This is a genomic window from Glycomyces sp. L485, assembly GCF_022548875.1.
GTDB lineage: Bacteria > Actinomycetota > Actinomycetes > Mycobacteriales > Micromonosporaceae > Glycomyces.
In genome coordinates this window covers 68,252-85,726 of record NZ_JAKZEW010000003.1, presented here as the reverse complement: position 1 = coordinate 85,726, position 17,475 = coordinate 68,252, and the positions used below count along the sequence as shown (strand labels likewise).

The following is a 17,475-nucleotide window of genomic DNA, read 5'->3' as shown; positions in this document are numbered from 1 at the left end:
CTTCAAGTCATTGATATCAGGCGGCTTCATGAAATGAGGCGTCGGCCACGATCCTGGCGGAGCATGCGGCGCGGCCTGAGCCGTCCTCGACGGCTCGGGCGCGTTTCATCTGGCCGGTCTTGTCCAACCGGCGGGGCCCCTTCCCGCTCCTCGACTGCCGGCTCGGCGAACTGGGCGGCGTACAGGCGGCCTCCGGCCTCAGTGGTTCCCCCTGGCCGCCCTGCTCCACCACCTGGCCGTGCTCGATGACGACGATGACGTCGGCGTCCCGGATCGTCGAGAGGCGACAGGCGATCACGAAGCTCGTGCGGCCTCGGCGCAGCGCCGCCATCGGTGGCCCCGGAGAGCGCCTGGATCCGGCCGCGTCGAGCGCGCCCTTGTCACTCCCGGGACGAGCTGCTCCAACAACTGATCGACCCGGACCGGCGCTGGTCCCCCATCAGTTGAATCCTGAGTGGATTCACCGTCGGTGACGGTGAAGTATGCTTGGGCGACACCGAATTACGAGTACCGGCATGCGGTGGTCGACAGCCGGGCAAGTGCACGGGTCCCCACCGTTCGGGACGAGGCGTGCCCGGATCCGGTTCGCGCCCTCCCAGCCGGAAGGGAGCGTCCATTGAAGCTCGAACCCCTGGACATCGGCAGAACCCTCGCCGTCACCTTCGAGCATGGCGAGGACTTCTTCAAGGCCCTGCGATCGGCCTGTGAGGAGGCCGGCATCCGCCAGGGATACATTCCGCTGTTCTTGGCCGGCCTCTCGGAGGCCGAGCTCGCGGGCACCTGCGAGAAGCCCGAGGACCCCGCCGCCCCCGTGTGGTCGGCCGTACACCTCACCAATCTCGAAGCGGTCGGCGCGGGAAGCATCGCCTGGGACGAGTCCTCACAGGCAGTCTGGCCACACATCCACCTCAGCGTCGGCACCAGACAGCACGGTGCCGTCGGATACACGAGTCACCTGCTCGGCGCCACCGTGCAGTTCCTCACCGAGATGATCATCGTCGAGGTGACCGCCCCGCAGGCCCGACGCGTCAAGAACCACGCCCTGTACGACGTGCCCGTCCTCAGCTTCGAAGACTGACGTACGTCGCGACCGATGAGAATGGGGCGGAAGACGATTAGACCGCGCTGCATGTCGTCCACCCGGATCCGGAGTCGGCCGAGCCGATCAAGTCCGGCAACCGCCGGTCACTCCCACTGCTCGGGGACACAGGCGTGGTCGTTCTCCACTGAGACCGGTCAGCACGGCTGGGACGCCTTGAGCGAGAACATGAGCGGCAACCGCGGCTGCCCCTCCTTCGCTCTGAAGTAGCCGTCGTCGTGTCGTACGAGCTCCTGATACCGCTGGAACAGCGTCATGTCGAACTCGTGGAGGAAGTCGATCCGCAGCCCGGCGGCCGCGATCGCGGTGACGATGTCGCCGAGCGTGTGTTCCCGCTCGAAACTGCGATTGTTGACGGTCGGCGCCTCGAAGTCGGTATAGGTCCCGGGACTGTCGCCGATTTGCGCGTCCCGGTTGAAGTAGTCGTTCTCGACGACGGTGCCGCCGGCCCAGCCGAGCACATGCGTGAACGGGTGGAACTCCGAGACGTACAGGAACCCGCCCGGCGCGACCAGCTGCGCGGCCGTTTCGGCCCAGCGCCGGATGTCGGGGAGCCAGTCCAGTGCGCCGATGCCGGTGTAAACGATGTCGTAGTCCTCGTCGGGAACGGCCGAGGCCGCCTCGTACACGTCCGCCACCACGAACTCGGCGCGGTCGGGCCCGAGGCCGATCTCGGCCGCGAGCCCGCGTGCCACCTCTACCGCGGGCTCGGAGAAGTCGAGGCCGACCACCTTCGCGGCGCCGCGCCTCGACCACGACAGCGTGTCCTGCCCCATGTGGCATTGCAGGTGCAACAGGCGCTTGCCGCTGACGTCGCCGACCTCGGCGGCCTCGAAGTCCCTGATCTCGTCCCGGCCGTTGCGAAACGCGTCCTGGTCGTAGAATTCGCTGGCCGCGTGGATCGGCACGCGCTCGTCCCACATCGTTCGGTTCGTATCGATCCACTCGGCCCATTGCTCTCGGGAGGCAGTCATGTCGTGATCGTGGACCGACAGCTGCCACCGTGACAACCGATTTACGCGGCGATTCCCGCGTCCTTCCTTCGGATCGGCACCTTCCTCAGCGCCGCAGGTAGGCCACCTTCGTCGGCTCCGGCCACTTGGCGCCCTGGCCGGTGACGGGCTGCGGGTCCGGAGCGAGCAGCTCGAAGTCGTAGTCCTGGAGCAGCCGCGCCAGCACCACCGTCATCTCGAGGTAGGCGAACCGCATGCCCAGACACCGGTGGAGGCCGCCGCCGAAGCCGATGAGTCGCCGCAACTGGTCGGGCTCGTCGACGTAGCGGTCGGGCCTGTAGGCGTCCGGCTCGGGGAACTCCTCTGGGAGCCGGTGCGTCATCGCAGGGGAGAGCATGACCATCGACCCGGCCGGAATCTCGTGCCCGTCGACCTCCATCGGCTCGACGGCGCTGCGGACCGTCATCGGCGCTACCGGGTGGAGCCGTTCGGACTCGTGCAGGCAGCGGTCCAGATGCGCCAGCCGCCTGACGTCCTTGGCGTTCATGACCTCCGGGAGGTGGCTGAGCTCCGCGCGCACTCTCTCGAGCTCGGCGGGATGCCGCAGCAGGTCGATCAGGCCCCATGCGATCTGCCCGGTGGTGGTCTCGTGCCCTGCCCACACCAGCATGATGATCAGGTGGATGAGGATGTCGTCGGGCACCGGCGATCCGTCGTCGTATTCGGCCTTGACGAAGGAGTCCAGGAAGTCCTCGCCGTCGCCGGGCTCTTCGCGGCGCCGGTCGACGATGTCCTGGAGCCGCTCGCGGATGCGGCGCCCTGCGGCGCGGCTGCGCAGCAGGTGGGGCGCCGGCAGCCAGCCGGGGGTGACGAAGTCGGCGCCCTCGGAGAACCGGCGGAACTCCGCGAACCAGTCGGTCGTGGTGTGGGCGAAGCGCTCCCCGAGGAACGCGTGCGCCGCGACGCGCATGATCAGGGGTCCGAAATCGTCGGGGATCGTGAACACGCCAGAGTCGCCGAGCCCGTCCTTGAACGACTTCGCCTCGTTCTCCATGACCTCGACGTAGGTGTCGAGCTGGCGTCCCTGGAAGCGGGGCAGCACGACCTGGCGCTGGCGCTTGTACTCGTCGTAGGGTGCGAAGAAGTAGAAGTCGGGACTGAACATCCGCAGGAAGAAGGGGTAGGCGGTGCGGATCGACAGCTTGCGGTCGGTCTCGGCGAAGGTGAGATCGTTGTGCTCGCTGCCGAGCAGGACCACGGTGTCCTTCATCGGCAGCCGGAGCCGGAACATGGAGCCGTGCTCGCGATGACCGCGCCTGAAGAGCCCGAGCGGATCGCGCGTGAGCTCGACTGCGTGCCCGACCAGCGGGCGGGCTCCCGAGAGGATCGGGATCGACGTGCTCGTATTCATATGTCACCTCAAAGGATTGCTTTGGTCCTCGTCGACGTGAGCTGCCGGTGGGGATCAACTTGGCCAGAGCTCATCGGCGGTTGGGGTTCGCCGAATGTGTTCGAATCGTAACCACTGTCGCGCGGGTCGCGCAACCATGAGGACGGTCGGCGTCCGGAAGCGTCAGGGGCCGGACCTATGCTCGGATCTGCTGGAAGGAGACGGATGTGGCAGAGAGTGTGATCGTCGGGGAGGACGGCTTGGCGCGCTGCTCGTGGGGTGCCGAACCGGAGCTCTACCGCGAGTACCACGACGGCGAGTGGGGCAGGCCCCTGCGCGGCGACGACGAGCTGTTCGAGCGGATCAGTCTGGAGGCGTTCCAGTCGGGGCTGTCCTGGCTCACGATCTTGCGGCGCAGGGTCTCGTTCCGCGCCGCGTTCGACGGCTTCCGGATCGACGAGGTGGCGGCCTACGGCGACGACGATGTGGGGCGGCTGCTCGGCGACGCCGGCATCATCCGAAACCGCGCGAAGATCCTCGCGACGATCGCCAACGCCCGGGCGGCGCAGGCGCTCGACGGCGGTCTGACGGAGCTGATCTGGTCGTTCGCGCCCGCCGGGCGCGAACGACCGAAGACGACGGGCGAGATCCCGGCGGTGACCCCGGAGTCGACGGCCCTGTCGAAAGAGCTGAAGCGGCGCGGCTTCACATTCGTGGGGCCCACGACGGCCTACGCGATGATGCAGGCCATCGGCATGGTCGACGACCATGTGGTCGACTGCCATGTGGCCGTGGGGCCCTGATCGGTCGGGAACGCCGGTGAGCGCAACGGAGCGGTCGAACCCCGGATGGCGACCCGGCACGGCATGGTCTGCACGCCCCGATCGCGCTCGTCGTCGATCGCGTCGAACAGCGCCCTGACGGCGGGCCTGCCGAGCTCCTCGAGTTTCATGTCCATGCTGGTCAACTCGGGGCGCGAACCGGTGGCGACGCCTCCCAGCCCATCACGGCGACGTCTTCGGTCACTGACCTGCCGCGCTCCCGCAGGGTGTCGAGCCCCGGGCCACTTGGTCGCCGCCGCACAGCACGGCGTTGATCTCGCAGTGGCGGTCCAGGAGGATTCCCCCCGTCGAGGTGTGGCCGACCGGCTCCGAGTCGGCCTCCTCCAGCACGGCCATCGCGCCGGTCACGCGGTTTCGCCACATCGGACAGCGTCGCGGTGCGGTCGCTGCGCGAACCGTCCGGTCTGGCCATCGCGTCTTCCTCGCGTCCTTGCCGGTGCCAGCTGTGCCGCGCCGAGGTGTCGCCTCCAGTCGACCGGTGGAAAATCTGCCGACCGGTGTCTCGGCGGACAAATTTGCCTATCGGTGACGGAACAGATACATACATAGTGATGCATTGACAATGGTCTCTAAAGGGTCATAATATTTCATCAGCCGCAGATCTGAAACTCTTTCGGCCCCACCCGACCTACCATCCGACATCACGGAGGCACGCATTGACGCAACGTCATCCGTCCACCCGACTCATCGCGACCGCAGCCGCCCTCGTCTTCGCCACCGGGCTCGTCGCCGCGGCGACGCCGGCGACGGCACAGCAGGCCATCGGCTACCCCGTCTTCACCGGCGGCGACGCCGTCCCCGACGAGCCTGTCGAATACACAGTGGACGGAATGATGCCGGCCATGTACGCGGCCGAGGACGACGGCACAGACTTCTGGATGGACCGCCTCCTGGCCCGCGAGGGCGATGACCCCGCCGGGGACCAGTGGCTCATGACCCGCGGCCGGGCCCTGCTCATGCGCGTCCACGACCCCGAGGTCATCGGCTTCGGCGGCCGGCTGGCGTACTACGACCCATTCTTCGACCGCACGAGCAACGCCGACGGCTTCACCATCACCATCGGCGACCACGATTTCTCCGAGGTCGTCGACGAACGCCGCCAGACTCCCAGCCATTGGAGCAGCGTCCACACCAGCGGCGACCTGACAGCCGAGGTCGACAAGTTCATCACCCATGACAACGTCGCCGTCGCCAACGTGACCGTCACCAACGCGGGCGACGCCGCGGCCCTCCCGCTGCGCGTCGAATCCGACCTCGCCTGGCAGGCCGACGGAGACGAGCTCACCGGCGTCCTCGATGTCCAGAACTCCTGGGACGAACGCCTGACCACCGTCTTTCCGCGCCTGTCCGGTACCGGCCTGTCCCCGCGGGACGGTGCCCTGATCGGCGAGCTCGACCTTCAGCCGGGCGAGTCGGCCGCTTTCAAGGTCCAGCTCGGCATGATCGCCGACGAGATCCCCGAGTCCGCCGAGGAATACGACGCCTACCGCGACGCCGCGCCCGAGGACGCCTTCGCCGAGCACGTCCGAACGTACAACGCCTGGTGGGCCGAGAACCTGCCCTACTTCGACGTCCCGGACGAGGAGATGAAGAAGTTCATCTACTACCGCTGGTGGCTGATGCGCTACAACTACATCGACGCGGACATCCCCGGCAACGACTTCCAGTTCCCCACCTCCATCGAGGGCGTCACCGGCTACAACAACGCCATCGCCCTGACGGTCCCCATGTTCATCGACGACCTCAAGTACCTCCGGGACCCCGCCTACTCGTACGGCCCGTGGGTCTCCACCGGCGAGAGCTCGCGCGGCGGGCGCTTCATGGACAACCCCGGCGACCCCGAGAACTGGTCGAACTCCTACACCCAGTACATCGCCGAGGCCGCCTGGCGCAGCTACCAGGTCCACGGCGGCCAGGCTCCCATCGTCGAGAACCTCGCCCGCTACGCCGAAGGCGACGTCAAGGGCCAGTTGGAGACGTTCGACACGAACGACAACTGGCTCATCGAGTACGACTGGGGCGCGATGACCGGCAACGACGCGGACGCGGTCTCCTTTCACTGGAGGGACGGCAACCTCGACCGAGCCGAATCGGCCTACCAGTACTCGGGCGCCGTCGCCGCCGCCGAGGCCTACGAACTGCTCGGCGAGAGCGCCAAGGCCGACGAGATGCGCGACATCGCGGGCAATATCCAAGACGCCCTCACCGACGTGCTGTGGAACCCCGACTCGCAGCTGTTCGAGCACGTCCACGTGGACTCCGGCGACCACGTGCCGTGGAAGGAGATCAACAACTACTACCCGTTCTCGGTGGTCGCCGTATCATTAAAAANGCCGTGGAAGGAGATCAACAACTACTACCCGTTCTCGGTGGGAGCCATCCCGAACGAAGAGCCCTACACCGAGGCGCTGCGCCTGTTCGCCGACCCCGAGGAGTACCCGCTGTTCCCGTTCTACACCGCCAACCAGGCCGACAAGGCCGAAGCGGCCGAGCAGGGCATCCCGGGCTCGAACAACTTCTCCCAGATCAACTCCACCGTCCAGTTCAGGCTGTTCTCCTCGGTGCTGCGCGACTACGACACCGACGCCATCACCTCCGAGGACTACAAGAAGCTCCTGTACTGGAACGCCTGGGCCACCTACATCGACGGCGACACCGCCTGGCCCGACGCCAACGAGTTCTGGGCCGACTGGAACCCCGAGGACCAGCACATCGACTACCGCTCGTGGATCCACCACACCACCCTCGGATCCAACATCTGGACCGTCGTCGAGGACGCGATGGGCCTGCGCCCGAGGGGCGACGACGCCGTGGAGCTCTCGCCGATCGACGTCGGCTGGGACCACTTCACCGTCAACCACCTGCGCTACCGCGACTCGGACCTGACCATCACCTGGGACGAGCCGGGCGACGGCGTCGATCACTACCCCGGCGTGCCCGAGGGCTATTCGGTGTTCATCGACGGCGACCTGGCCTTCGCCGTCGACAGCCTCGTCCCCGCCGTCTGGGATCCCGACACCGGCGAGGTGGAACTGAGCGGCGGAGGCCATGTCCTCTGCAGCCGCGCCATGCAGGGCCTGTCGGAACCGATCGACGTCGAGCACTACGGCCGCGTCGTCGACGTGTTCGCCAAGGCCGGCGCCGACCTGACCGGTGACGCCGAGAACCTCGCCGAAGGCGCGGCGGCCTCGGCCTCGCACACCGCCGACGGCACCAGCGTCGGAGGCGCTGTCGACGGCACCACGATCAACGAACCATACTGGGGCAGTGGCGGTTCGGGCAACGACTCCGACTGGTACGAAGTGGACTTCGGTGAGGCCGAGCACGTCGACGAGGTACGTCTGTACTTCTACCGCGACCGCACCCCCGAGGGCCAGCTCGAACCGGCGACCTACCAAGTCCAGTACCACGACGGCGCAGAATGGGCCACCGTCCCGGGCCAGGCCAAGGATCCGGCCGTGCCACGCGCGAACTACAACAAGGTCGAATTCGACGAGGTCGTCACCGACCGGCTCCGCGTGGTCATGGACCACCAGTCCGGGCACACGACCGGTCTCAAGGAGTTCCAGGCATTCCGCACCCGGGAAGGCGCCCCGGCGGCGGAGAACATCGCGCCGTACGTCGTGGCCCGCCACGACCCGTCCTACCGCAGTCCCATGCAGGCCAGGCTCACCGGCACGGTCAAGGACGACGGTCTGCCGCTGTCCGGCGAACTGGCCGGCGGTTGGTCGGTGATCGACGGGCCCGGCTCGGTCATCTTCGAAGATGCCGCCGACGCGACCACCGTCGCCACCTTCACCGCCCCCGGCGAGTACACGCTCCGGCTCACCGCGTCCGACGGCGAACTCGAAACCGCCTCGACGGTCACCGTCGCCGTCGCCGGATCCGACGGGCGGACCAACGTGGCACTCACCGCCGAGCCTTCGGCGTCCTATACCTCGTCATGGGAGGACGTCTCGGCGATCAACGACGGCATCGACCCGCCCAGCTCCGATGACGCTCAGAACGACCGCTGGGGCACCTGGCCCGAGGAGGGCGAGCAGTGGGTCCAGCTCGACTGGGACGAACCGGTGCGCATCGGCGGGGCCGAGACGTACTTCCTCGACGACGGGGACGGCATTCGCGTCCCGGGCGAATGGAGGATGCAGCATCTCGACGGCGGCCAGTGGGTCGACGTGAACGCCCACGGCGCCTACGGAGTCGAGGTCGACCAGTACAACGCCGTCGACTTCGACCCGGTCACCACCACCGCCGTGCGGGCGGTCCTGCAGAGTGACGCGGCGTCGGTCGGCATCCTCGAATGGAAGGTCCTCGCCGAGGCGCCGGAGTCGGTGCGGCACGTCCACCAGTCCACCGTCGCCGGCGTCGTGCCCGACCTGCCTGCCACCGTCACCGGCGTCTACGCCGACGGCACCCGCCTCGATCTCCCCGTCGTCTGGGAGGAACTCACCGAGGACGACGCCGCCGAGCCGGCCACGAGCATCGCGGTGAACGGCCTCGTGACCGGCCTCGGTCTCCGAGCGAGCGCCACCGTCCACGTCAGGCTCCATGCCGACGTCGAGATCACCGCGCTGGAGACCGAACAGGTGACCACTGTGGCAGGCAGCGCACCGCAGATGCCCGCCACCGTCACCGCCGTCTACAACGACGGTTCCAAGGACAACGTCACAACGACCGTGAACTGGGACGACATCGACCCGTCCTCGTACGCCGAACCAGGCGCCTTCACCGTGAACGGCGCCATCGACGGGACCTCCCTCACCGCCGAAGCAGTCGTCACCGTCGAATCCAGTCAACTCCAACCAGCACAAGGAGAAAGTCTTGGTCAAGTGAAATCCGACTGAAGTCGGAGGTGTGTACCTCGTCCTCCATCGCTGCGCGAACGACGCGCCGCCCTCGGATTGTCAGGAGGCCCGGGCCCGCTCGATCATGTCGGGCGGCCGCCGTCGACGTGCTCCCCACCGCGATCGTGCTCGAGGCCCGCACCCGGCCGGCCGCGAGATCGCGGCCTGACCGTGCGGACATCCGGCCAAGCCCCCGAATTCGGGAGCAACTCTGAGGCAGGATGCGAGAGTCACGGACCTTCGTCCCTGTCGTGCCGAAGCGGTGACGAGAAGACTTGGACCGAGGCGGATCCGCGCCGCCGGTCTCCGACACCAACCGTCAGAAAGGTTCAAGCATGCGCGTGGCCGTGTTCAGCACCAAGTCCTACGACGAGGCGTTCCTCCGGGAGGCCAACCAGGGCCCCGCCCACGAGCTGGTGTTCCTGGAACCGAGGCTCAACCGCGACACCGCCGCGCTGGCCTCGGGGTGCGAAGCGGTGTGCGCGTTCGTGAACGACGACCTGAGCGCCGACGTGCTCACCGAGCTGGCGCAGCGCGGGGTGCGGCTGATCGCGCTGCGCTCGGCCGGGTTCAACCACGTCGACCTGAGGGCCGCAGCCCGGCTCGGCCTGACCGTCGCCCGAGTGCCCGGCTACTCGCCCTACTCGGTCGCCGAGCACTGCGCCGCGCTCATCCTGTCGCTCAACCGGAAAGTCCACCGCGCCTACAACCGGGTCCGCGAGCACAACTTCGCGCTCAGCGGCCTGCTCGGCTTCGACCTGCACGGCCGCACGGTAGGCGTGATCGGCACCGGGAAGATCGGCCAGTGCTTCACGCGGATCATGACCGGATTCGGATGCAGAGTGCTCGCCTACGACCCGTACCCCGCCCAGGCGGCCCGCGACGCCGGAGCCGAGTACACCTCGCTCGAGGATCTGCTCGCGCAGTCGCACATCATCGCGCTGCACTGCCCGCTCACACCGGAGACGTTCCACCTCATCGACCGGGAGCGGATCGACCTGATGCGGCCGGGCGCCATGCTGGTCAACACCAGCCGCGGCGCGCTCATCGACACGTCCGCCGTCATCGACGGCCTCAAGAGCGGCAGAATCGGCTACCTCGGGCTGGACGTCTACGAGGAAGAGGTCGACCTGTTCTTCGAAGACCTCTCCGACCGTGTGATCGACGACGACGTCTTCGCCCGACTGGCCACCTTCCCGAACGTGCTCATCACCGGCCACCAGGCGTTCTTCACCGCCGAGGCGCTCGAGAACATCGCGGCGACGACGATCGCCAACCTGACCGCGTTCCAAGACGGCGCGGCGGGACCGAACCTGGTCACCCTCGACGACCTCTGAGCTCCACATCCTCAGCGCCGTGTACGCGGTGACATTTCCCGGCTTCCAGGACTGAACATCCCAATCACACCCGATACCATCGACGCATGTCCCCGACGCCCGAACCCGAACCACCCGGACCCGGTTCGCCTCGACCGCATGTCCCCATCGACGAACTGCTCGCCGATCTCAGCTCACGCGTCGACGAGATCGTAATGGACCGCGAGCGGCTCCGCGCCCTGCTCGACGCCGTCATCGGCATCGGGTCCGACCTCGAACTGGCGGCCATCCTCGACCGCATCGTCGTCGCCGCATGCACACTCGTCGACGCCCGATACGGGGCGCTGGGCGTCCTCGACGACTCCGGCGGCCTGGCCGACTTCCGCACCCACGGACTCACCGACGACGAAGTCGCCGCACTCGGCGAACCGCCCGCCGGACGGGGAATTCTGGGGCACATCATCGACGTGCCCGAACCGATGCGCCTGGCCGACCTCGGCAGCCACCCGGCCTCAGTCGGATTCCCGCCGGGCCATCCGCCGATGCGGACCTTCCTCGGCGTCCCCATCAGAGTCCGCGACAAAGCCTGGGGCAACCTGTACCTCACCGAGAAGCAGGGCGGCGGCCAGTTCACCGCCGACGACGAGGCCATCATCCAGGCGCTCGCGGCCGCCGCCGGCGTCGCCATCGACAACGCCCGGCTGTACAACGAACTGGCCGCCTCGCAAGCCGACCGGGAACGACTCCTGATCTTCCGCGACCGCGACCGGATCGGCCGCGACCTCCACGACCTGGTCATCCAGCGGCTGTTCGCCACCGGCCTGCAACTGCAAAGCGTCATCCACCTCGTCGACACCCCCGAAGCCACCGATCGGATCAACACCGCCGTCGACGAGATCGACGGCGCCATCTCCGACCTCCGAGCAGCGATCTTCAGCCTCCACACCGACACCGAACAGCAGCTCTCGACGACTGTCCGCGGCCTGATCAGCGTGGTGCGCCACCAGCTCGGCTTCGCCCCCGACGTGAAATTCCAAGGCCCCGTCGACAGCGGCGTCTCCGAACCGGTGCGCATCGAGGTCCTCGCGATGCTGCGCGAAGCGCTCAGCAACGTGGCACGCCACGCCCAGGCCAAGCACGTCACGGTCACCGTCTCCGTCTCCACGCAGGACCTCACGGTCACCGTCGTCGACGACGGCTGCGGCATCCCGCCCACGGCACCGCGCAGAGGACTGGCCAACCTCGCTTCCCGAGCCGAGTCCCTGGGCGGTACCTTCACCTTCGGCGACGCCGAACCGACCGGCACCGAACTGCGCTGGTGCATTCCGCTCTAGCGGGCACCGAACAGCCTCGTCGCCAACACCGCAGCCTGCGTGCGGCGCTTGAGGCCGAGCTTGGCGAGAATGCGCGTCACGTAGTTCTTGACGGTCTTCTCCGCCAGATGCATCTGCTCGGCGATCTCCCGGTTCGTCATGCCCTCACCGATCAACTCCAGGATCCTCCGCTCCTGCTCGGTCAGCGCCTCCAACTCCGGTGAACGCTGCGGACCGGAACGCAACCGCTCCAACACCGCACCCGTGACCCGCGGATCGAGCAGAGAAGCGCCCGAAGCCACCTTTCGGACCGCATCGACCAGATCCGTGCCGCGGACCTGCTTGAGCAAGAACCCCGCCGCACCCGCCTTGATCGCGGCGAACAGGGTCGCATCGTCCTCATACGAGGTCAGCACCAGCACGGCGATCGATTCGTCCGCGGCACGGACCTGGCGGCACACCTCGACACCTTCGCCGTCGGGCAAACGCGCGTCGACCACCAGCACATCCGGTCGGCTCGCGGGAACGCGACGCAGCGCCTCGGCGACCCCGGCCGCCTCGCCGACGACCTCGATATCGCCCTCGCGCTCCAACATCTCGCACAGCCCACGCCTGACGACCTCGTGGTCGTCCAGCAAGAACACCCTGATCACATCTCGATTCATCACTCAAGTATCGGCCAGGACTCGGCCGATGCCACCCGGCACAGGTCCGCCCCGCAAGGGACGTTGGTCCCGCCCGTCCCCACCGGGACCAACGTCCCCGCAGCCGACGGCGTTCGACTCTGTCTCGACCCTCGCCGCACGACCGATCGTGAAGGGAACACTGAACCGCAAGGAGCGATCATGACCGACCGAAACGTCCGCCCCGTCGACGCGCTCGCCGCAGACGGCCGCATCGTCCGCCTCCGACGGACCACCGCAGACGACGTCCCCGCACTGCTCGCCATGCACGACGACTGCACCGCATCCGACCTGCGCCAACGCTTCTTCGCAACCGGGTCGGGCATAGTCAGCTCCGAAGTCGGCCGCCTGGTCGGGCTCAACACCTCCGGCGATGGCGCCGCCATCGTCGCGGTCGACGACGGCATCCCCGTCGGGGCCGCCTCCTTCGAGCGATACCCCGAGAGGCCCGAACGCGCCGAGCTCGGCCTCATCGTCGTGCCCGGCCACCAGCACCGCGGCATCGGCACACTCATGCTCGAACACCTCGCCGGCATCGCCGCCTCAGAAGGCGTCAAAGAACTGTCCGGACAGATCCTCGCCGGAAACACGCCCATGCTGCGTCTCGCCAAGAGCCTCGCCCCCGGAACCGCCATGCCGTTCCAAGACGGCGTCGTCGACCTCCTGCTCACCGCGGACCTCGACGAAGCGCTCGCCGAAGACATAGCAGGACGCGAGCGCGCCGCCGAGCGACACTCACTGCGCCCACTGCTCGAACCCCGCTCGGTCGCGATCGTCGGCGCCAGCCGCTCCGGTCGCGGCGTCGGCCACGAGGTGCTGCTCTCCATCATCGACGGCGGCTTCAACGGCCCGATCTACCCCATCCACCCGATCTCCACAGAACTGGCGGGCCTGCCCGCCTACGCCTCGCTGAGCGACCTGCCCGGACCGCTCGACCTCGTGATCGTCGCCGTCCCGGCACCAGCGGTCGCCGCCGTCATCCACGACGCCGGGACCGCGGGAGCCCGCGCCGCCGTCATCCTCAGCTCCGGCTTCGCCGAGACCGGCGACACCACCGCCCAAGCGGAACTCGTGCGCATCGCACGCGACCACCACATGCGCCTGGTCGGACCCAACTGCCTCGGCATCGTCAACACCGACTCGCACGTGCGCCTCCAAGGCAGCTTCGCGGTCGAGGCACCCGTCGCCGGAGGCCTCGCGCTGGCCTCCCAGTCAGGCGCGGTCGGCATCGCCGCCCTCGCACACGCCACCCGCACCGGCCTCGGCGTCCACTCGTTCGTGTCACTGGGCAACAAGGCCGACGTCTCCGGCAACGACCTGCTCTCCTACTGGTACGACGACCCCGACTGCAAAGCCGTCGCCCTCTACCTCGAATCATTCGGCAATCCGCGCAAGTTCGCGCGCGTCGCCCGCGCCGTCGCCCGCCGCAAGCCGGTCCTGGCCGTCAAGGGAGGCCGCAGCGACTCGGGCCGACGCGCCGGGCTCTCCCACACCGCCGCCGCGGCGAACTCCGACACCGCGGTCGCCAGCTTGTTCTCCCAAGCCGGCGTCATCCGCACCGACACCCTCGAAGCGATGATCGACACCGCGCGCGTCCTGGTCGATCAACCGCTGCCGAAAGGCGGGCGCATAGGCGTCGTCGGCAACGCCGGCGGAGTGGGCGTCCTCGCCGTCGACGCCGCGGCCGCCTCCGGCCTGGACGCCCCCGCCCTCAGCGACGGCGCCCGACGGAGCCTGGCCGCCGCCGTGGAGGACGCGGCGTCACCGGACAACCCGATCGACCTCGGCGCCGCGGCCTCACCGGAGGCCTACATCGACGCGATCGCCGCCCTCGGCGACACCGGCGAGGTCGACGCCCTGGTGGCCGTGTTCGCCGCGACCCGGACCAACGACATCACCGGGAACCTCGACGCCATCGCAGAGGCGCTCGACGCCCTGCCGGACCTCCCGGCCGCCGCGGTGGTCATGGGCCTGTCGAACGCTCCGACCTCGCTAGGAGACCGCAAGATCCCGGTGTTCGACTTCCCCGAGGACGCGGTGGCGGCGCTGGCCCGTGCGGTCGCGTACGGCGCCTGGCGCGAGCGCCCGCTCGGCCGGCGTCCGGAACTTCCCGGCATCGACCCGGCCGGAGCACGCGCGACCGTCGAACGCATGCTCGCGGCGGGGGAGGGGTGGAAGCTCGCGGCCGAGGCCATCGAGCTGCTGGAGTGCTACGGCATCCCGGTGGTCACGACCGAGCCGGTCGACACGAAGCGGGACGCGGTGAGGGCAGCGCACGCCCTGGGCTACCCGGTGGCGGTCAAGGCCGATGACACGCGCCTGATCCACAAGTCCGACGCGGGCGCGGTCCATCTGGGCCTGACCTATGACGCCGAGGTGCGATCGGCGTTCAAACATGTCTCCGACGTCATCGAGGGCGACGGCGGCACGGTGGTCGTGCAGCCGATGGTCGAGGCCGGTGTCGAGCTGGTCGCCGGGGTGACCCATGACCCGCTCTTCGGCTCGCTGATCATGTTCGGCCTCGGAGGCGTGCACACCGACGTACTGGGAGACAAGGGATTCAGGCTCCTGCCTATCACCGACACCGATGTCGACTCGATGTGGCGGTCGCTGAAGGCGTCGAAGCTCCTGACCGGTCACCGCGGCTCGGCGCCGGTCGACCTGGAGGCTCTGACCGATCTGCTGGCCCGCCTGGGCCGTCTCGCCGAGGACTTCCCCGAGATCGCCGAACTGGACCTCAACCCGATCATGGCCGGTCCGGACGGCGTCCGCGTCGTCGACGTCAAGCTGCGGCTGGCGCGTATCGGCGATGAGCCCGACGCGGTGGCACGCCGACTCCGCTGAAGGACGCACGAAAGCGGGCCGCGACCTCGCCGAGGTCGCGGCCCGCTTTCGTGGTTGCTACTTGAGCCACGGGTTGGCACGGACCAGCCTTAGGCGGCCCCAGGCCTTGCCTAGGCCGAGGGTGTTCTCGGCGCCGGCCATGGCGAGTCCGATGAGGATTCCCGCGTAGATCAGGTGGTCGTCCATGAACGGGTTGTTCTCGGGCGCCAGCGCGGCCGTCCACATGAGCACGAGCATGAGCGCTCCCGAGGCGGATGCGATGCGCATGCCGATGCCGAGGATGAGGGCCGTGCCGATCGCGCCGAGGCCGACCATGAACAGCACGTCGGCGAAGGTGGAGCCGGCGAGGCCCTGGTAGAAGTCCGCGAACGGGCCCCTGGTGGCGAAGGACAGGTAGCCGGTGGTCGGGCTGCCGCCGTCGATCCAGGCCGCGTCCCGTTCGGTGGCGAAGCCGAGGCCGAAGGTCTTGTCGAGGAACGCCCAGAGGAAGACCCAGCCGAGGGCGATGCGGAGCCCCGCCCACACGTAGTCGACGGCCGGTGTGCGCGGCGCCGGCTGCTGCGAAGCGGCTGCGTTGTCGGCTTGGTAAGAGGTGGTCATTGGAAGGTCCTTTCGAGTTCGGCCACCGCTTCCGGTGACAACTCGAGTCAACCGCGGATCCGGGTGCGAACCGAGAGGTCGGATGGTGTGAGACAGTGGGACGAACGTCCTGGGCGCGGGTGGAGAGAAGGTCCCGGAGAGCGTGAGAGGGCGGCCGCCCCAGGTGAGCGGCGCAGGAGCGCGATCGCCGGTCACCCTCTGATGGACTCGGCCAGCGTCTTGGACATCCCCTTGAGGCCGAGTTCCATGGTCTGCCACGGAATCCCGCCGTGGAACGGCCTGCCGGCCCTGAACTGCTGCGGCAGATAGATCCCCAGCGCCTTCTTCCCGAGCCGCCAGATCGGTGAGACGCCGACGAGGTAGTCGTCCGCGGCGTCGTCGCGGACGCGCACCGGGTGGGCCGGGTCGCCGGTCGGCTCCAGCGGCACCTGCGCGAACGTGGCCTTGTCGAACATCTCCATGACGCACATGCTCACCGGGTCGAAGCGGCGGGGATTCGGCACGGCCGCCGGGTCGACCCTGGAGGCGATGTCGTCGGCGACGGCGTCGGCTTGGAGGAACGCCAGGAACGCCTGCTTGACGGGGAAGTCGCCGGCGTCGCCGGGCGCGTAGACGTCCCGGACGCCCTCGACCCTCCGGGTGAGCATGTCGGTGAGCAGGAATCCCCGCTCGTCGGTGGGCAGGTTCGGGAAGTCCGCGGCTGCGACGTAGGGCGCGAAGGAGACCAGCAGGTCGTAGGTGTGCACGGTGCCGTCGGCGAAGGCGACCCGGTCCGGTTCGACTCGGGTGGCGACGGCTTCGGTGTAGCCGTTGAGGCCGCGGTGGGCGAACTCTTCGGACACGACGTGGTCCAGGCCGGAGCCGAACGCCTGGACGTAGGTCGACTCGAAGGTCGCGAAAGTGATGCAGACGCGGTCGCGCACGTGGTGGCGGCGCAGCCAGGTCTCCAGCATGAACGCGATCTCGTAGAGCGGGCCGGCGCACTTGTTCCCGGGAGGCACGAGGAACAGCACGTGCCGTTGCGCCCCTTGCCGGGCGGCGGTCAGGACCTCGTCCAGGGAGGCGCCGAGCGAGCGCATCTGCTCGGTCGTCCAGATGCCCTGGGCGTGTTCGGCCAGGCCCGGGATCTCTTCGGGCCGCATCGCCGAGCCGGTGGCGAGCACCAGGTAGTCGTAGTCGACCCGGGTGCCGTCGACCAGTTCGATCCGCTTGTCGTCCGTGTCGACGCGGGACAGCGAGCCGGCCACCAGTTCGATGCCGCGGCGGCCGGCCGGCAGCTCCAGCGGGATGCGGAGCTTCGCCTCCTCGCCGCCGAACGGGATATAGATGGTGTTCGGTTTGAACAGGAAGTCGTGCCGGTCGGCGACCAGGACCAGCTCCACCCTCTGTCCGAGGTGCCCGCGAAGCGTGAAGGCAGTCTCCAGGCCGGCGAAACCCCCGCCGACGATGACGACTCTTGGGGTGGCTTTCATGGTCCCTCCCGTGCTGTATCGGTTCACCCCAATATCAGCACCGCCGCATCGTCCCCGACAGTGACCAACCGCCCCTCAGGGCGGGACCTCGGTATGCGCCGACCAACAGTCCCGTGAGC

The 17,475-nt window shown here is 68.4% G+C and carries 13 protein-coding genes and 1 pseudogene; 6 read left to right on the top strand and 8 right to left on the bottom strand.

Annotated features, from left to right (window positions below; translation table 11 throughout):
* Positions 1-26 precede the first annotated feature (26 nt).
* Positions 27-331: pseudogene (locus L0U85_RS02865) on the bottom strand (hypothetical protein); the annotation flags it as partial.
* Positions 332-616: 285 nt separating this feature from the next.
* Between L0U85_RS02865 and L0U85_RS02860 the strand changes: the two are divergent.
* Positions 617-1,078, top strand: coding sequence for a DUF296 domain-containing protein (locus L0U85_RS02860; protein ID WP_241376169.1), 462 nt, complete (start codon positions 617-619; stop codon positions 1,076-1,078).
* A 158-nt stretch (positions 1,079-1,236) separates the two neighbouring features.
* Here the strand turns inward: L0U85_RS02860 and L0U85_RS02855 are convergent, their stop codons facing one another.
* Together L0U85_RS02855 and L0U85_RS02850 are read right to left on the bottom strand one after the other, a co-directional pair.
* Complete coding sequence (locus L0U85_RS02855; RefSeq protein WP_241376168.1) at positions 1,237-2,073, bottom strand: class I SAM-dependent methyltransferase; 837 nt, start codon at positions 2,071-2,073, stop codon at positions 1,237-1,239.
* 85 nt (positions 2,074-2,158) lie between these two features.
* Entirely contained in the window at positions 2,159-3,463 is a 1,305-nt protein-coding gene (locus L0U85_RS02850; RefSeq protein ID WP_241376166.1) for a cytochrome P450, read from the bottom strand.
* Between the two features lie 206 nt (positions 3,464-3,669).
* Here L0U85_RS02850 and L0U85_RS02845 point away from each other — a divergent pair, with 206 nt between their 5' ends.
* Positions 3,670-4,245 carry a DNA-3-methyladenine glycosylase I gene (locus L0U85_RS02845; RefSeq protein WP_347177335.1) on the top strand — a complete coding sequence of 192 codons (576 nt, stop codon included), beginning with the start codon at positions 3,670-3,672 and terminating at the stop codon, positions 4,243-4,245.
* On the opposite strand, the gene L0U85_RS21060 is transcribed toward L0U85_RS02845, so the two are convergent.
* Positions 4,173-4,394, bottom strand: coding sequence for a hypothetical protein (locus tag L0U85_RS21060; RefSeq protein ID WP_347177342.1), 222 nt, complete (start codon positions 4,392-4,394; stop codon positions 4,173-4,175). The two genes, L0U85_RS02845 and L0U85_RS21060, sit on opposite strands and share 73 nt — an antisense overlap.
* A gap of 70 nt (positions 4,395-4,464) precedes the next feature.
* Complete coding sequence (locus tag L0U85_RS02840) at positions 4,465-4,632, bottom strand: hypothetical protein (RefSeq protein ID WP_241376164.1); 168 nt, start codon at positions 4,630-4,632, stop codon at positions 4,465-4,467.
* A 308-nt stretch (positions 4,633-4,940) separates the two neighbouring features.
* On the opposite strand from L0U85_RS02840, the gene L0U85_RS02835 reads away from it, so the two are divergent.
* The 3 genes from L0U85_RS02835 (at position 4,941) to L0U85_RS02825 (ending at position 11,778) form a co-directional block, all read left to right on the top strand.
* Entirely contained in the window at positions 4,941-9,128 is a 4,188-nt protein-coding gene (locus L0U85_RS02835; protein ID WP_241376162.1) for an Ig-like domain-containing protein, read from the top strand.
* A 335-nt stretch (positions 9,129-9,463) separates the two neighbouring features.
* Complete coding sequence (locus L0U85_RS02830; protein WP_241376161.1) at positions 9,464-10,465, top strand: 2-hydroxyacid dehydrogenase; 1,002 nt, start codon at positions 9,464-9,466, stop codon at positions 10,463-10,465.
* A gap of 86 nt (positions 10,466-10,551) precedes the next feature.
* The gene (locus tag L0U85_RS02825) at positions 10,552-11,778 is read left to right on the top strand and encodes a GAF domain-containing protein (protein ID WP_241376160.1); all 1,227 of its coding nucleotides are present in this window, start codon (positions 10,552-10,554) and stop codon (positions 11,776-11,778) included.
* On the opposite strand, the gene L0U85_RS02820 is transcribed toward L0U85_RS02825, so the two are convergent.
* On the bottom strand, positions 11,775-12,410 hold the full coding sequence (locus L0U85_RS02820; protein WP_241376159.1) for a response regulator transcription factor: 636 nt from the start codon (positions 12,408-12,410) through the stop codon (positions 11,775-11,777). The genes L0U85_RS02825 and L0U85_RS02820 overlap by 4 nt on opposite strands.
* Before the next feature lie 192 nt (positions 12,411-12,602).
* On the opposite strand from L0U85_RS02820, the gene L0U85_RS02815 reads away from it, so the two are divergent.
* The gene (locus L0U85_RS02815) at positions 12,603-15,284 is read left to right on the top strand and encodes a bifunctional GNAT family N-acetyltransferase/acetate--CoA ligase family protein (protein ID WP_241376158.1); all 2,682 of its coding nucleotides are present in this window, start codon (positions 12,603-12,605) and stop codon (positions 15,282-15,284) included.
* 57 nt (positions 15,285-15,341) lie between these two features.
* Here the strand turns inward: L0U85_RS02815 and L0U85_RS02810 are convergent, their stop codons facing one another.
* The gene (locus tag L0U85_RS02810; RefSeq protein WP_241376157.1) at positions 15,342-15,884 is read right to left on the bottom strand and encodes a hypothetical protein; all 543 of its coding nucleotides are present in this window, start codon (positions 15,882-15,884) and stop codon (positions 15,342-15,344) included.
* Positions 15,885-16,075: 191 nt separating this feature from the next.
* Entirely contained in the window at positions 16,076-17,356 is a 1,281-nt protein-coding gene (locus L0U85_RS02805) for an FAD-dependent oxidoreductase (RefSeq protein WP_241376156.1), read from the bottom strand.
* Between the last annotated feature and the right edge of the window lie 119 nt (positions 17,357-17,475).

Excerpts from the sequence above, each read along its gene's own strand:
- L0U85_RS02830 (WP_241376161.1), top strand. The coding sequence starts at position 9,464 with ATGCGCGTGGCCGTGTTCAGCACCAAGTCCTACGACGAGGCGTTCCTC.
- L0U85_RS02825 (WP_241376160.1), top strand. The coding sequence starts at position 10,552 with ATGTCCCCGACGCCCGAACCCGAACCACCCGGACCCGGTTCGCCTCGA.
- L0U85_RS02850 (WP_241376166.1), bottom strand. The coding sequence starts at position 3,463 with ATGAATACGAGCACGTCGATCCCGATCCTCTCGGGAGCCCGCCCGCTG.
- L0U85_RS02810 (WP_241376157.1), bottom strand. The coding sequence starts at position 15,884 with ATGACCACCTCTTACCAAGCCGACAACGCAGCCGCTTCGCAGCAGCCG.
- L0U85_RS02805 (WP_241376156.1), bottom strand. The coding sequence starts at position 17,356 with ATGAAAGCCACCCCAAGAGTCGTCATCGTCGGCGGGGGTTTCGCCGGC.
- L0U85_RS02815 (WP_241376158.1), top strand. The coding sequence starts at position 12,603 with ATGACCGACCGAAACGTCCGCCCCGTCGACGCGCTCGCCGCAGACGGC.
- L0U85_RS02855 (WP_241376168.1), bottom strand. The coding sequence starts at position 2,073 with ATGACTGCCTCCCGAGAGCAATGGGCCGAGTGGATCGATACGAACCGA.
- L0U85_RS21060 (WP_347177342.1), bottom strand. The coding sequence starts at position 4,394 with ATGAAACTCGAGGAGCTCGGCAGGCCCGCCGTCAGGGCGCTGTTCGAC.